The sequence below is a fragment of the Paenibacillus sp. ov031 genome (assembly GCF_900143165.1).
In the GTDB taxonomy this organism is placed as follows: Bacteria; Bacillota; Bacilli; order Paenibacillales; family Paenibacillaceae; genus Paenibacillus; species Paenibacillus marchantiae.
In genome coordinates this window covers 232,487-247,488 of the sequence record NZ_FRDO01000004.1, presented here as the reverse complement: position 1 = coordinate 247,488, position 15,002 = coordinate 232,487, and the positions used below count along the sequence as shown (strand labels likewise).

The following is a 15,002-nucleotide window of genomic DNA, read 5'->3' as shown; positions in this document are numbered from 1 at the left end:
TGTAAACAGCTAAATTTTTATTATTCAAATTCAAGTGGAATTGATGGGGGAAGAGATGGCACAGACGGCTCAAATTCAGAAGCAGCGTATGGGAAAAAGGGAGTCACTGATTTACAGCAAATCCGGTTTTGCAGTATTGATTGCCGCTTTAATCATCGTAATGGTTATTTCCGTTGGAATTGCAGTATCCATTGGACAGGTGAGCATTCCGCTCGCCGAGTCTTATCGTATTCTGTTGTACAAATTAACCGGATTTCAATTCGGCTCTACGCCGATTGAGGCGGGGTCTTTTACGGATATCATCTGGCAGATTCGCTTTCCGCGTGTACTGATGGCCATGTTTATCGGTGCCGGGTTAGCCTTGTGTGGTGCAGTTATGCAGGCTGCCGTGCAGAATCCACTTGCAGACCCGTATATACTGGGCATCTCCTCAGGAGCTTCACTCGGGGCTACGTTTGCCATTCTGATCGGATTCGGCGCGATTGGCTGGCTTGGTCAGACCGGGGTGGCCTTCTGGGCATTTGCCGGAGCGATGGGTGCGTCCTTGCTGGTCCTCGCTCTCGCAGGTATTCGGGGGAAAATGACATCGGTCAAGCTGGTGCTTGCCGGGATGGTCATTAATGCACTGTGCAGTGCCTTTTCGAACTTTATCATTTATTTTGCCAACAATGCCGAAGGCATCAAGACCGTAACATTCTGGACCATGGGCAGTCTTGCCTCATCAGGATGGAACAAGCTTCCGCTGATTAGCATCGTTGTGCTCGTAGCCATTCTGTTCTTCCTGTTGCAATCCCGGGTCCTTAATACGATGCTGCTGGGTGATGAAGCCGCGGTTACGCTCGGGATTAATCTCAGTGTATATCGCAGGTTGTATATGTTATTAACGGCTCTCGTCACTGGCGTAATGGTGGCAAGCTGCGGCATGATCGGTTTTGTCGGATTGATTATTCCGCATATTGTGAGAGGGCTGGTTGGATCTGACCATCGTAAAGTCATGCCAGTATCCGTACTATTCGGTGCCATCTTCCTGATCTGCACGGATGTTATTGCACGATCACTGATTTCCAGCGTTGAATTGCCGATCGGGATCATTACAGCGATGATTGGTGCGCCGATGTTTATGTATATGTTAGTCAAAAAAGGCTACGGTTTTGGAGGAAAATAAACATGAAACTGAATGTAGAAAATGTATCCATATCGGTGCTGAACACGGATATTATCCGGGACATTTCTTTACAGGTAAATGGCAAGCAATTCGTAGGCCTGATTGGCCCGAACGGTTGTGGCAAATCAACGCTGCTCAAGAGCATCTATAAAGTGATCAAACCACAGCAAGGCAAAGTATTTCTCGATGATACGGACATTTTGAAATCCAGTCCCAAGGTCGTGTCCCGGCATATGGGCGTTGTGGGTCAGTTTAACGAATTGAGCTTTGATTTTACTGTGCGTGAAATGGTCATGATGGGTCGCACTCCTCACAAGAAGCTGCTGGAGACGGATAATGAACGGGATTATGAAATCGTGGAACAGGCGCTGGAAAAGGTACATCTGACCGGACATGCGGACCGCAATTACGTGTCCCTGTCCGGCGGGGAGAAGCAGCGTGTGGTCCTCGCCCGAGTGCTGGCGCAGCAGCCCGAATTTCTGATATTGGACGAGCCTACCAATCATCTGGATATCAAATATCAGCTTCAGATCCTCAACATTGTGCGGAGTTTGGATATCGGCATATTGGCTGCACTTCATGATCTCGAACTCGCCGCGGAGTATTGCGATTACCTCTATGTCGTGAAGCAGGGACAGATTGTGGTTCATGGCAAACCCGCCGATATCCTGACTCGTGAAATGATTGGTGAAGTATTCGACGTGGAATGTGAAATATACGAAAATCCAGTGACAGGTGGCCTGGGCATTGCCTACTTGAGTACGCGATGAGACAAGGAACCGTCTTAGCTGAATCTCACATAAGCTCTCTCTTTATCTCTTCCGCTACAACTTGGGTTGCACAGTCAATTACGGAATAAGTAGTAAAAGAAGAACTGTCTTTAAGCGGAATATATGCTTAAATGACAGTTCTTTTTGTTCTAGAGTCAAGTGTCACATGTCACGTTTATTCAGATGCTATGTATCACTTTTTTTTGGAGAGGATGGGCCACTCACTCTAAACCGATGCTCCCATCGCTTTATATGTTCCTAACAGGGCAATGCGGGTTAATTGAAGAGCCATATGATGAGGTGAGTTTACCTTACTGTCAGCAAGCCATTTGTGAATAATTCCAATGGTGGAAAAGCTGATATGATCCAGCAAAATATCGAGAGGCACTTCTTTTTGCTCCATACCTAATTGGGATATCCGATCCAAAAACATCTCTCTAATCACTTCATTCAACCGGTTGTTGAAATTCCCGGCAGGATTAATGAGTACCATCACCCGATAGAATTCATCATGCTCCAATATATGCTCGAACAATGCTGCAAAAATGGGATCTGGCTCGTTAAATGAAGGTAGACTCCCAAGGTGGGAATTCCGTTCCGCCAGTAACTGTTCAAGCAGTTGAAATTTCTCATTCACCATGCTATCCAATAAATCATCCTTGTCTAGAAAGTGGGCGTAAAAGGTAGAGCGATTGATATTCGCTTGTTCCGCGATGTCTACGACACTAATTTCGGTAAAGGCTTTCTGTGGCAAAATTTTCAGGAGAGCTTTGGAAATCATCACACGGGTCCGTAAAATTCTTCGATCCACTCCACGGGATTCATTCACTTCTCATCACCTCGAAAACAACGGATTGATCAACTTTGTTGAGCCTTCAAATGGTTTGGGAATGTAGAATAACAAGACATTTCGCAACACATCGGTCAAATGCGTTGTTTAACCGTCAGATTCTGCCTAATTGATCGTTGATATCCAACGGATAATAGCTATCATAATAAATAAAACATACCAAATCAATCGGAAAAATAAAATATAAAGATAGGAATGAGGTCATACCTATGGAACTGTTTTGGTTTATTCCCACACACGGGGATGGCAGGTATCTTGGAACAAAAGAAGGAGCCCGGGCGGTCAGTTATCATTACTGCAAGCAGGTGGCACAAGCCGCGGATGAACTTGGATATGCCGGTGTTTTGTTACCTACGGGGAAGTCGTGTGAAGATGCGTGGATTGTGGCTTCATCGCTGATTTCTTCCACGGAAAGGCTTAAGTTTCTTGTCGCTGCGCGTCCAGGTCTGATGATGCCAACCACAGCTGCACGCATGGCCGCAACCCTGGATCGTTTCTCCAAAGGAAGGCTGCTGATCAATGTGGTGGCTGGTGGAGATCCAATTGAGCTTGAAGGAGAAGGGCTGTTCCTGGACCACGATGAGCGCTATGCGTTAGCCGATGAATTTCTGACCATTTGGCGCAAGGAATTGGAGGGAGAGGCGGTTGACTATGAAGGCAAATATCTGAAGGTTAAGGGTGGCTCCGTCCTGTATCCGACCATCCAAAAGCCACATCCCCCACTCTATTTTGGAGGTTCCTCGGATGCCGCAATGGAAGTGGCAGCGGACCATGTCGATGTGTATTTAACGTGGGGTGAGCCTCCGGGTCAGGTACAAGCCAAAATTCATCAAATGCGGGAGCTGGCTGCGAAAAAAGGAAGAAGCATTCGTTTTGGCATACGCATGCATGTTATTGTGCGTCCGACCGCAGATGAAGCATGGAAGGCCGCAAATGAACTGATCTCCCACCTGGATGAGGAGACGATAGCCGCTGCCCAGAAGATCTATGCTCGCATGGATTCCGTAGGACAACAGAGAATGGCCAAGCTGCATAATGGTGATCGTTCCAACCTAGAGATTAGCCCAAATCTGTGGGCGGGCATCGGCTTGGTTAGAGGTGGTGCCGGAACCGCACTTGTCGGTGATCCCGATCAGGTCGCAGCCAGAATCAGAGAGTATGAAGAACTGGGGATCGAGACCTTCATTTTATCCGGTTATCCGCATCTGGAAGAATGTTATCGTACCGCGGAGCTGTTATTTCCAAAGCTTCAGTACTCGCAACATGGAGAAAGTGGCGATCATTCCTTTATTGGACCATTTGGAGAAATCATTGCCAATAACAACATTCCGGACCACATGGTCAAAACGGAAGTTACCTCCAAATCCTAATTTCATAACGGATTGCAGATTAAGGCAAAAAAAGACACCTGAAGGCATTCGGGTGTCTTTTTTACATGCTGTAGAAAGGGGCCACCTGCGGCCAGCCATCTCTATATCTGTTCAACTATTTCATTTACTGTATCTTGGAGTCAATTGGACGCGAGTGTCCATCCTGGATGACCTCTTGGAAAAGTTCTTTGGATTCCGTGGGCCACGTACCTTGCTTCAGGAGTGCTTCCAAATCGCCTATGGTTACTGGACGTGCGTGCCGTTTGAGCACGTAACCGAGTTGACCGTTTGGTTCCATCGTGGCCGTTTCCAGATCGGCAATACTTGTAATCCCTTTTTCCCGCAACTGCATCTCCAATTGATCCACGGAGAAGCGCATGCGTTTCAAATTCGGCAGATTCAACTTCCCATCTTCCACAACAACCTTCGATTTTCCGCTCATCAGTTTTTCAAACCAATTATACTTCAATTGTAATTGTTCAACGATCAGAAGCATTAGGATAAATACCGTCGCTGACCCGATCGCTTTGCCTAACTCATGGTTCGCAATGGGCTGCACGATCGTTGTACCAATCGAGATAATAATGACCGTTGTGGCTACACTCATCTGCGAGATGGATTTACGTCCAGCAATCCGCAGCAGAATCATGCCAATCAGTACAAGCAAGATGGATTTCCATATCCAGTCCATTGGTTGTATTCCTTTCTGTACCAAATCATGTGTCGTATTTCTTAGCCTGTTCCTGATCTGGTTGAAATATACAATTGTTTAGGACAAGAGATGTAGATAAGGAAAATAGTCCCGGCATGATAAGGACCATTATACTACATCCTAAAATAAGGAAATGACCGATATTATTATGGAGAGCTTTCTTCTAACTAAATGAGGAGTGATACAACGTACAATGTATACAAACATGATACAAAAGCATCTTTCCCAAGGAGATATGGAAGGCGTTGTTAAACAAATATCATATATTGGTGAAAAAAAGGATATAACTCAATTCGCTTTCTTGATTGAACTCCTGAAATCTACGGACAACGCCATACTACGCAACACAATTGCTATCGCTTTATCTGACATTGGAGATGATCGAGCAGTCGAACCGTTAATTGAAGTCATCACAGACTCCAAGACATCAGGAAGCAGAGGCACATTGCTATACGCTCTTGAAAACCTGAATTACATAGTACATATTGAGAACATTATTCCATTTATCGGTGATTCCAGTCTGGAAGTGAGCGCGCAGTCATTCATGTTGCTGGAGCAAATGATGGATAAGTTATCGGATTTACAAAACCTTAGGTGTCAAACAATTATTGAAATGCAAATCTCACATAACCAAAGCAAGCTTCTGGAAGTAGCATTAGAGATGTTGAAGAAATGGAGGTATCATGTGCAGGAATAAGATAAACACGCTTCTTTCAATCTCACCTCCCTATCGTTTACAATAAGGAATTGAATGCAGCAAACGAAGGAGCGGGTCATATTGGCAAAGCAGAAATACTATGTCGTCTGGGCAGGAAAGCAGCCTGGCGTATACAGCACATGGGCGGAATGCAAAGCACAAACGGATCATTTTACCGGAGCAAAATATAAATCGTATGAATCGAAAGCTGCTGCCGAAGAGGCATATCGTGCAGGATGGAAAGGAAACTGGGGTACGGGTGCCAGTGGTTCAGGCGCTTCTTCGAAGACGAAGTCTGGCAGTAGCGGAAGAAGTGCGGGCATGGAGACCTCTGCAGAAATTGACTATGACAGCATCTCGGTTGATGTTGGTACGCGTGGGAATCCAGGGCCGGTGGAATATAAAGGCGTAGATACCCGCACGGGTGAGATTATTTTCTCCGTTGGGCCAATCTCCAAAGGTACAAACAACCTTGGGGAATTTCTGGCCATCGTACATGCCTTGGCGTATCTCAAAAAAGAGGGCAGTAGTAAGACGGTTTATACGGACTCCGTCAATGCGATGAAATGGTTGAAGCAAAAAGCGGTGTCCACCACGCTCGCAAGGGATGCTTCCACCGAAGAGATCTGGCTGATGATTGACCGTGCTGAGCAGTGGCTCCGAACGAATACGTATAGCAATAAAGTGCTAAAATGGCAGACCAAGCAGTGGGGCGAAATCAAGGCAGATTACGGCCGAAAATAGCCCTAATTCTCTACAATTTCTGTATTATTAATTTTCTATGAGAAACGATGTTTACAATTTCCAGTTTCCATTCTATAATCAGTTCATTATGATAAGTTACACATATGAAGGAGCCTGTCATCAGCGGGCTCTTTTATATTTATGGACCTTAAAATCCATAAAATCTTGAAAGAGTATACTTTGCAGGAGGCAGACATGAGTTCCATTTATAGAAGTGAAGAAGGCAAGAGCAGCATACTTGAGGAATACGAAGCGTATGTTGAGCAATTGGGCGAAGGTTTTACACGAGAGTACGTCGAGACACGTTTTGGACAAACGCATGTTTTATTAACAGGTCCAGAAGACGGTAAGCCGCTATTTATTCTCCAGGGCGGAAATTGTGTGAATCCGATGACGTTGTCATGGTTCTCTTCTCTTTTCAAAGATTACCGGATTATCGCGCCGGATACGATCGGTCATCCAGGCTACAGTGAAGAAACACGAATTTCGGCAAGGTTTGATAGTTTGGCTTTGTGGATTTCTGATTTGCTGGATCACTACAAGATCGAAAAAAGTGCGTTTATCGGTCCTTCCTTTGGAGGCGGAATTATCCTAAGACTGGCAACTTACATTCCGGACCGAATTGCATGTTCTGTTCTGGTAGCACCCGCTGGACTGGCCGTGGGATCCAAAATTAAGATGGCTCAGGATATCGTGTTGCCACTTGTAACGTACAAAATGACTTCTTCTCCAACTTCTTTGCAAAAGATCGCGGATATCATGTCATGCAGTTGTATGAAAGAAATAGATAAAAATATAATCGGGAAAATCTTCAAATACGTCAGTCTGGAGCAGGATATGCCCAAGCTTACGGAGCAGGAGGAATTGGTGAATTATGCATCGCCAACACTTCTATTGGTGGGAGAGAAGGATGTCTTTTTCCCAGCAGATAAGGTCATTGAAAGAGCTCAGAAGATTATTCCGAATGTCAAAGCAATCAAATACGACACAGGTCATTTCCCGTCTCAAGACGTGTTGATCCAGATGAACCAAGAAATTCAGCAATTTTTACAGAAGAATTATTAAATTTAGAAATTTTTAAATATTTCCGCATGGTTGTGATTCAAATTGCATCATTTGGTTTATATACATGGTTGGCGATGAAACGCCTGTCTGGTTGGACCAAATGATGCAACATGCGGCAAGTCTTCCGATCGACAAGGTTGAAAAGAGGGTCTGTTATGAAAAAGGACAATTGTAAAATGGCATTGCAACGCAATGTAATTTTAAATGATACATATCAGGTAAGACATCTCATGGCTAGCAGTGAGCTGGCTATTGTATATGCAGGAAGAGATCGGAATACAGGTGCAAAGGTAGCGATCAAGGAGTTTTTCCCCCAGAGGCTGGCAGCACGTCAGGCTGACAAACGGGGAGTGTTCTGTTCTTCACGGGGGTTCAGTGGTCAGTATCAGGAACTTCTTGCTGCATTTTTGGTAGAAGGAGAGCTGTTATCCACGCTGAATCATCCTCATATTGTGTCGTATGTGGATCATTTCGAAGAAAATGACACAGGGTATCTTGTTATGGAATATTGCACAGGGATAACCTTAACCGAATATCTGATTGAGCGAAATCATGCGCTGGACGCGGTATTTATTACGGAGACATTACTTCCGCTGGTAGATACACTGGACTATATTCATAAGCAGGGAATTCTTCATCGTGATGTGAAGCCATCCAATATTATGGTGATGGAAGACGGCACGCCCAAACTACTGGACTTCGGTTCGGCGGCTCGCTGGCCTGTACAATCCGGGGAAAAACAGGCGATCTTTACATCGGCCGGGTATTCGCCGCTTGAGTTCTACTCCGAGAAATCCAGTCAGGGACCGATGTCAGACATATATAGCCTGGCAGCGTTGCTTCATTATTGGACATGCGGGCAGCCCCCTATGGATGTGAAACAGCGATTGTTCCGCGATGAATTGCCATCTGTGCGTTCTCATAATGAGTATGTGAACCGGTGGCTCGCACGCGTTATTCACTGGGGATTATCGGTTCGTTCCGAGCAACGTTGTGCGTCCCTCGCTTGGGTTAAGAGATCACTTCAAGTACAGGCTTGGATGTGGAAAATACGCAAACCTGGCACGGTAGAATGGGTTTTGGCTGAAAATGAACATACCCAAGTCTACGAAGCAGAGCCGAAGAAACAGCATGAGACGGCTTGATTGCAGCCTTGTCTTATACATATAGTCGTAACAAACAAGCCAGTTTGGTCCTTTCACGGATCGAACTGGCTTGTTTTTGTGTTTTTTTAGCCTAAAAGAAAAATTATTTCTTTTTTTAATTTATTTCTGGAAGAATACTTCATTCTAACTCCAGGGTCTGCATATACTCCATTGGAAAGATGGAGTAATTAGCCAGGAAATCTGACGTAAGCGCCGGCTCCCGTCTTACACCAAACTGAGGGGGAATGTTGTGTGACCACCAACAGAAAGGGCTTCACAGTTTCTTTGCTGCTAGTCGTTATGATGTCTATGCTGCTTGCCGCCTGCGGAGGAAATGACAATACGGCTGGTACGCCGAGTCCGGGAAGCACTGGGGAGACGGGTACGGAAGCTGGAAAGCCGGTGACACTGGAGTTTTGGACGATTGCTTTACAGCCAACGTTCAACGATTACTTCAATGAATTGATTGCCAAGTATGAGAGCAGTCATCCTGGCGTGAAGGTCGAGTGGAAGGACTATCCTTATGATGCCATTTCGCAGCGTTTATTGACCAGCACGGCCAGTGGCAAAAGTCCTGATGTTGTGAATCTCAATACCGAATTCGCCAGTCAATTGGGAAGTAAGGGAGCGCTGCTGAATCTGAGCGAATACCTGACAGATGAGGAAGCGAAGAGTTACTTTGAAGGCATTTATAATTCTACTGTTTTGGATGGCAAAGCTTACGCGCTTCCTTGGTACACAGGTACCGAAGTGCTGTTCATGAATACCAAGCTGGTGAAGGAGGCAGGCCTTGATCCGGCAAATCCGCCGCAGACCCGAGAGGAACTTGTGGAGTGGGCCCGTCAGGTCCATGAAAAGACCGGAGTGGCCGGTTATGCGCAGCAGCTTATTTCCAAGCTATTTCCAATCGACGGCATTCCGATTTTAAATGAGGACAAAACGGCCGCCGCTTTCAATACGCCGGAAGCAGAGGCGATGATCGCTCAAATGCGTGATCTGATGGCCGAAGGCGTGGTGCTGAAGGAGGATGCGGAATTCAGCAAGCAGATCCAGTATTTTTCCGGGGAGCAGGTCGCTTTTCAATTGTCGGGTCCAACCTTTATTAACTTTATCAAGAAATCTGCACCGGATGTTTACAAAAATACGATTGCAGTAACGCTCCCAACGGGCAAAGCGAACCTGCGGCTCTCCAATTCCATGGATCTCGTCGTGCCACAGAAATCCAAAAACCCTGAGCAAGCGGTGGAATTTGCCGCCTTTATTACCAATGCAGAGAACCAGACTGCCTTCTCCAAGGTAGCCAACACGCTGCCGTCGAGCAAAGCCTCCATTGAAGATCCGTTCTTTACGCAATCCGACGGATCGCTGGAAGCCGAAGCCAAGGTAGCCTCCTCTCAAAGTCTAGATAAAGCAACTGATTACATGGTCGGCGTACCGAATGCAGGAGATATCAACTCCGCATTGGCACGGGGCTTGCAGGAAATTTTGATGAACGGAGCAGATATTAAAGAAACCTTGAACGCAGTGGAGAAGGAAGTTAACCAAATTCTTAACCAGGATTCCTGAACTTGTGCGATACAGTCTGATGAGGGGGAGTACTCCCCCTCGATCCTAGAAGAGAGGGAGGCGTAGCCGTGTACAAGGCGATTCGATCCGAATCTTTTGCTGCATGGGCGTTTATGGCACCGGGATTGTTGTTTCTGGCGGTTTTCACCTTTTGGCCGATTATTTACGGGATACCCCTCTCATTAACCGATTATTCTGTCATTACGGAGACACATTTCGTTGGTCTGGATAACTTTACCCGGGCCTTTCAAGATCACAATTTCCTGATTTCGCTGTGGAATTCGTTGGTGTATGTGCTGGTTGTACCGGTGATTCAAATCATCTCGATCCTCATGGCCATTCTGGTTAACAGCCGGATTCCGGGCGTCAAAATGTTCAGGGCTGCCTACTACATACCGGTTGTAACTTCCATGGTCGCAGTGGCGCTGATCTGGAGCTGGCTGTTGGGCAATAACGGGGTGGTCAATTACCTCCTGCTGAAGGTTGGCATTCTTAGTGAGCAGGTCTCCTGGCTTTCCACGAGCAGTACGGCGCTGTATGTGCTGATGTTCATCACCATGTGGAAGGGTCTCGGCTATTACATGATGCTCTATCTGGCTGGGCTTCAAAGTATTCCGGCAGATCTGTACGAAGCCGCCAGAGTGGATGGAGCTGGACCGCTGAGACTGATTATTCATGTGACGCTTCCGTTGCTGCGGCCGCATATTCTCTTTTGCACCGTAATTTCGGTGATGGGTGCCGTTCGTGTATTCGATGAGGTCTATATTCTCACCAAGGGCGGGCCGGGTACGTCCACGCTGACCTCGAGCGTATATATTTTTCAAAAAGGGCTGGAGCAATTCAATTTCGGGTATGCCTCGGCGCTTGGCCTGATCGTCAGTGTGATGGTAGCAGCGCTCAGTGTGTTGGTGTTCCGGCTGAACCGGAGAGGCGGGGTGAATACCTATTGATTCGGCGTACGTTTTCGTCTAAAAAAATGAAAAAAGCCCTTCGTCATTTGATCATTTATGTACTGTTGATTTTGCTTGCCGTGTTTATGATGGGTCCTTTTCTGTGGCTGCTCAGCGTATCGCTGATGCCTGGTCGTAATGTGTTCGCGAATCCACCAGCAATTCTCCCTACCTTCATCGCTTTCGATAACTACGTGCAGGTGTGGGAGTTCATGGATTTTCCACGCTACATCATAAATACGGTGGTGATTACGCTCCTTGGGGTAGTGTTTAACATCTTTTTGTCCTGCCTAACGGCGTATCCACTCGCGACCTTTCGGTTCAGGGGACGTAATCTGGTGTTCACGCTGCTGATTTCGACCATGATTATCCCGTCGGCAACGGCGATGATTGTGCATTATTTAACCATTCAGGCCTTTCACTTAGGCAATACGTTTCTTGGTGTTGTGCTTCCGGCCGCGGTGTCGGTATTTAACATCTTTCTGATGCGACAAACGTTCCTGGGCATACCGACGGATATTCGGGATTCTGGCAAAATGGATGGAGCCTCCGAGTTCCGTATCTTCGTGCAGCTTGTCATGCCATTGGTGAAACCAGGGGTTGCCGTCATTGGCTTGCTTGAAGTTATGGCATTCTGGAACAATTTCCTGTGGCCGATTGTGGTGCTGGATGATCCGCAGAAATATCCACTGGCTGCGGCCCTGACGTATCTGAACGGTCAGTTCTCGTATAACTTCGGCTGGATTGCCGCCGGCACCATGATCTCGGTGCTGCCGATTATCATCGTGTTCCTTTTCACCCAAAAATACTATATGGAAGGCATCGCCGGAGCGATTAAAGGATAAAAAAATACAGAAAGGGTGAACGTAATCATGCCGAAGCAGTATAAGCTAACCTTTGTTCCGTTAGATGAACGGCCTTGCAATTATGAGTTTCCTTATTTGTTGGCACAGGGAACGGAATTCAAAGTTGAGCGTCCGCCACTTGAAATCATGGGCCTGAAAAAGCGTCCGGGCGATGTGGAACAGTTATGGACCTGGTTTGAGGAGAGCTGTGCAGGGGCAGATGGAGCAATCGTTGCCTTAGATACGTTGCTCTATGGCGGGATTATTCCTTCCCGTCTGCATCAGTTGAAGCCGGATGAACTAACGGCCCGTCTGGAGCGCCTTCGGGGGATCAAGCAGCAGTACCCGCAGCTAACCCTGTATGCGTTCCAACTAATTATGCGCTGCCCGCAATATTCCCTGTCCGATGAAGAGCCGGATTATTACGCCGACTGGGGAAGAGAGATTTTTCGCAAAGGTTTCATCAGCCATCGGATGGAGCTGGGGATTGCGACGGATGAGGAGATCCGCGAGCTGGCCGATATCGATAACCGTCTACCAATGGAAGTGCTGGAAGATTACCTGGGACGCAGGGCCGTAAATATTGAAGCTAACAAGCAAGTGCTGGCTCTGGTCCAGGAAGGAATTATCGACTTCATGATTGTGCCGCAGGATGATTCGGCGCCTTATGGACATACAGCCAAGGATCAGGAGAAAGTGCGAGCCCGGATTACCGCCCTTGATCTGGAACTTAAAGTCTACATGTATCCTGGTGCGGACGAAGTTGGTTGCGTACTGCTCTCCAGAATGATGAATAAGGCTCGCGGCCGGATGCCGCTGGTGTACCCACGATTATCATCTGTTCAGGGGGCGTTTGTTACCCCGCTATTCGAGGATCGATTTTTCTATGAGACGCTCAAATATCAGATTTTGGCTGCAGGTGGGTTGATTGCATCCAGTGCGACTGAAGCAGATCTGGTGCTGTTGATTAGCACACCCGGAGAGACGATGGCGGAAGCGGTGTCGCAGCAGCATTCTTTTTACAGCTACGATGTATACCGAAACCTGATGGAACTGGTGGAATATGGACACTTTCTGCTCAGGAGCAAGAACAAGCCGGTGGCTGTAGCGGATGTGGGATATGCCAATGGTGGGGATCAGAAGCTGGTCAAGATGCTGCGGCAAAAAGACATGTTATTTGATCTGGCTGGATATGCCGCCTGGAATACCAGTTCCAACTCACTTGGCACCGTTATTTCGCAGGCGTTGATCTATCTGCTCTATGGTCGTACACCGTCGCATCTTGATTTCCTCGCCCTCCGCTATGCTGAGGATGTCTGCTATTGTTCAGTCGTTCGGGGAGAACTTAGCAATGGCCCGGTGCAGGAGATGGGCTATGGCAAGTACTTGCTGGATGGGTCTCGTGGCCTTGTTGCCGCCCGAGTAGAGGAAAGGTTGCGTCAAGAGCTTGCTGTGCGGATCGATACTGCAGCAGGGAGTATCCAGATTACCGATTGTTATATGCCATGGAACCGGATGTTCGAAGTGGGCCTGTCTGTACGATTCGTACCATCCAACCCGGGTAAGGAAAGCAGAATATTAGAGAGAGGGTGAGAACCCTGACAAAGGTAGTGTTGGAGAAACTGCATTTGGGACTGATTGTTTCCTGCCAGGCGCTGGCTGACGAACCGCTGCATGGCGCAGAGATGATGGCTCGTATGGCGGCGGCTGCGGAGGAAGGAGGGGCCGCGGGTATTCGGGCGAATGGTGCAGCAGATGTACGTGCGATCAAGCAGACCGTATCTTTGCCGGTTATTGGCATCGTAAAGCGCAACTACCCGGATTCTGCTGTATATATCACCCCAACCCTCAGAGAAATTGACGAGTTGCTGGAGGCCGGAGCGGATATCATTGCATTTGATGCGACCCGCCAGAGCAGGCCGGAAAATCATACATTGGAGCAAATCACCGCCTATCTGAACGCAAATGGGGTGGTTTCCATGGCAGACATCTCCATTCTGGAGGAAGCTTTATACGCTGAGTCACTTGGAGTCAGCTGTGTTTCGACTACCCTATCGGGTTATACACCGTATTCCCGGCAGCAGGAAGGGCCAAATTTGGAGCTGCTAGGGATGTGCGCACAGCGGTTGAAGATTCCGGTCATTGCCGAAGGGCGGATTAGTATACCCTCTCAGGTAGAGGAGGCGCTTGATCTGGGGGCATACGCTGTTGTGGTGGGCTCCGCAATAACTCGGCCACAGCTAATTACCCGACAGTTCGCAGCAGTGACCAAAAAAGCGAGGATGAAGAGTAATGGAGATGAATGACCGAATTAATACGTATTATCCTTCCATGACCAGGTCGGAGCAGAAGGTGGCCAGGTGCGTACGGGACAATCCGGATAATATAATCTATTTGTCTGTGACTGAGCTGGCTGATTTTGCTGGTACCGGAGAGACCACGGTGATGAGATTCTGCCGTAAAATCGGGTTTAAAGGCTATCAGGATTTCAAGCTGATGCTGGCCCAAGGGCTGCCGAAACGGCAGAACCAGCCAGACGGCGAGCAGGGAGAGGACGATTACGCCGACCATTTATATACCGCGATGGTGGGTGTGCTGCAATCCAGCTTGGGTATGCTGGATCGCAGCCAGTTGGAGCAGGCAGTAAAGTGTCTGGACAGCGCACGACATGTGCAATTCTTCGGCGTGGGCTCGTCAGGCATTACCGCTATGGATGCCAAGAACCGTTTTCTGCGCATCGGCCGACGTGCGGAAGCGAATTCCGACAGCCATATTCAGTCCATGATGGCGGTAACGATGGGAGAAGGTGACGTGGCTTTTGGCATCAGCGTGTCCGGCAGTACGCTGGATACCAACGATATGCTGATGAAGGCCAAACAAAACGGGGCTAAGGTGATTGCCATGACGAACTATGCCAAATCCCCCATTGCTTCTATTGCGGATATCTTGCTCTTGACCGCGGGGAAGGAGTCTCCCCTTGAAGGCGGTTCTGTAGGAGCTAAAATCTCTCAGCTGTTTATTATCGACTTGCTCTGCCAGGGACTGGAGCGCGAGCATGGCGATGAGACTAAAAAGATGAAGGAATTAACGGCCAGGGCGGTTATCGACCGTATATATTGAAGG

At 47.7% G+C, this 15,002-nt stretch carries 15 protein-coding genes; 13 read left to right on the top strand and 2 right to left on the bottom strand.

The features are described 5' to 3' along the window. Positions 1–88: 88 nt before the first annotated feature. Entirely contained in the window at positions 89–1,165 is a 1,077-nt protein-coding gene (locus BUA17_RS18630; protein WP_211754053.1) for a FecCD family ABC transporter permease, read from the top strand. Positions 1,166–1,167: 2 nt separating this feature from the next. After that, positions 1,168–1,935 carry an ABC transporter ATP-binding protein gene (locus BUA17_RS18625; RefSeq protein WP_072734560.1) on the top strand — a complete coding sequence of 256 codons (768 nt, stop codon included), beginning with the start codon at positions 1,168–1,170 and terminating at the stop codon, positions 1,933–1,935. 226 nt (positions 1,936–2,161) lie between these two features. Here BUA17_RS18625 and BUA17_RS18620 read toward each other — a convergent pair whose 3' ends face one another. Continuing rightward, a complete protein-coding gene (locus BUA17_RS18620; RefSeq protein WP_139295692.1) occupies positions 2,162–2,764 on the bottom strand; it encodes a TetR/AcrR family transcriptional regulator in 603 nt (200 codons plus the stop codon). Between the two features lie 230 nt (positions 2,765–2,994). Here BUA17_RS18620 and ssuD point away from each other — a divergent pair, with 230 nt between their 5' ends. Continuing rightward, positions 2,995–4,155 carry an FMNH2-dependent alkanesulfonate monooxygenase gene (ssuD, locus tag BUA17_RS18615; protein WP_072734559.1) on the top strand — a complete coding sequence of 387 codons (1,161 nt, stop codon included), beginning with the start codon at positions 2,995–2,997 and terminating at the stop codon, positions 4,153–4,155. 124 nt (positions 4,156–4,279) lie between these two features. Here ssuD and BUA17_RS18610 read toward each other — a convergent pair whose 3' ends face one another. Further along, on the bottom strand, positions 4,280–4,846 hold the full coding sequence (locus BUA17_RS18610) for a DUF421 domain-containing protein (RefSeq protein WP_072734558.1): 567 nt from the start codon (positions 4,844–4,846) through the stop codon (positions 4,280–4,282). A gap of 214 nt (positions 4,847–5,060) precedes the next feature. Between BUA17_RS18610 and BUA17_RS18605 the strand changes: the two genes are divergently transcribed. The 10 genes from BUA17_RS18605 to BUA17_RS18560 all read left to right on the top strand — a co-directional run bounded on the left by BUA17_RS18605 (position 5,061) and on the right by BUA17_RS18560 (position 14,999). Next, entirely contained in the window at positions 5,061–5,564 is a 504-nt protein-coding gene (locus tag BUA17_RS18605; RefSeq protein WP_072734557.1) for a HEAT repeat domain-containing protein, read from the top strand. Positions 5,565–5,645: 81 nt separating this feature from the next. Beyond that, a complete protein-coding gene (locus BUA17_RS18600; protein ID WP_063567948.1) occupies positions 5,646–6,308 on the top strand; it encodes a ribonuclease H in 663 nt (220 codons plus the stop codon). Between the two features lie 195 nt (positions 6,309–6,503). Beyond that, positions 6,504–7,373, top strand: coding sequence for an alpha/beta fold hydrolase (locus BUA17_RS18595; protein ID WP_063567947.1), 870 nt, complete (start codon positions 6,504–6,506; stop codon positions 7,371–7,373). Between the two features lie 155 nt (positions 7,374–7,528). Then, positions 7,529–8,518 (top strand): serine/threonine protein kinase, encoded by a 990-nt coding sequence (locus BUA17_RS18590; protein ID WP_072734556.1) that lies wholly within the window; start codon positions 7,529–7,531, stop codon positions 8,516–8,518. Between the two features lie 252 nt (positions 8,519–8,770). After that, positions 8,771–10,084 carry an ABC transporter substrate-binding protein gene (locus BUA17_RS18585; RefSeq protein ID WP_240321577.1) on the top strand — a complete coding sequence of 438 codons (1,314 nt, stop codon included), beginning with the start codon at positions 8,771–8,773 and terminating at the stop codon, positions 10,082–10,084. A gap of 68 nt (positions 10,085–10,152) precedes the next feature. After that, positions 10,153–11,034 (top strand): carbohydrate ABC transporter permease, encoded by an 882-nt coding sequence (locus BUA17_RS18580; protein WP_063567945.1) that lies wholly within the window; start codon positions 10,153–10,155, stop codon positions 11,032–11,034. A gap of 26 nt (positions 11,035–11,060) precedes the next feature. Beyond that, entirely contained in the window at positions 11,061–11,879 is an 819-nt protein-coding gene (locus BUA17_RS18575; protein WP_083584785.1) for a carbohydrate ABC transporter permease, read from the top strand. A gap of 27 nt (positions 11,880–11,906) precedes the next feature. Then, on the top strand, positions 11,907–13,472 hold the full coding sequence (locus tag BUA17_RS18570) for a DUF4127 family protein (protein ID WP_072734554.1): 1,566 nt from the start codon (positions 11,907–11,909) through the stop codon (positions 13,470–13,472). 5 nt (positions 13,473–13,477) lie between these two features. Next, on the top strand, positions 13,478–14,185 hold the full coding sequence (locus BUA17_RS18565) for an N-acetylmannosamine-6-phosphate 2-epimerase (RefSeq protein ID WP_257020610.1): 708 nt from the start codon (positions 13,478–13,480) through the stop codon (positions 14,183–14,185). After that, positions 14,172–14,999, top strand: coding sequence for a MurR/RpiR family transcriptional regulator (locus BUA17_RS18560; protein WP_072734553.1), 828 nt, complete (start codon positions 14,172–14,174; stop codon positions 14,997–14,999). Before BUA17_RS18565 ends, BUA17_RS18560 begins: the two co-directional genes overlap by 14 nt. The last annotated feature ends 3 nt before the right edge of the window (positions 15,000–15,002 follow it).

Coding starts and splice junctions, on each gene's coding strand:
- BUA17_RS18590 (WP_072734556.1), top strand. CDS start 7,529: ATGAAAAAGGACAATTGTAAAATGGCATTGCAACGCAATGTAATTTTA.
- BUA17_RS18610 (WP_072734558.1), bottom strand. CDS start 4,846: ATGGACTGGATATGGAAATCCATCTTGCTTGTACTGATTGGCATGATT.
- BUA17_RS18605 (WP_072734557.1), top strand. CDS start 5,061: ATGTATACAAACATGATACAAAAGCATCTTTCCCAAGGAGATATGGAA.
- BUA17_RS18595 (WP_063567947.1), top strand. CDS start 6,504: ATGAGTTCCATTTATAGAAGTGAAGAAGGCAAGAGCAGCATACTTGAG.
- BUA17_RS18625 (WP_072734560.1), top strand. CDS start 1,168: ATGAAACTGAATGTAGAAAATGTATCCATATCGGTGCTGAACACGGAT.
- ssuD (WP_072734559.1), top strand. CDS start 2,995: ATGGAACTGTTTTGGTTTATTCCCACACACGGGGATGGCAGGTATCTT.
- BUA17_RS18560 (WP_072734553.1), top strand. CDS start 14,172: ATGGAGATGAATGACCGAATTAATACGTATTATCCTTCCATGACCAGG.
- BUA17_RS18575 (WP_083584785.1), top strand. CDS start 11,061: ATGAAAAAAGCCCTTCGTCATTTGATCATTTATGTACTGTTGATTTTG.
- BUA17_RS18570 (WP_072734554.1), top strand. CDS start 11,907: ATGCCGAAGCAGTATAAGCTAACCTTTGTTCCGTTAGATGAACGGCCT.
- BUA17_RS18630 (WP_211754053.1), top strand. CDS start 89: ATGGGAAAAAGGGAGTCACTGATTTACAGCAAATCCGGTTTTGCAGTA.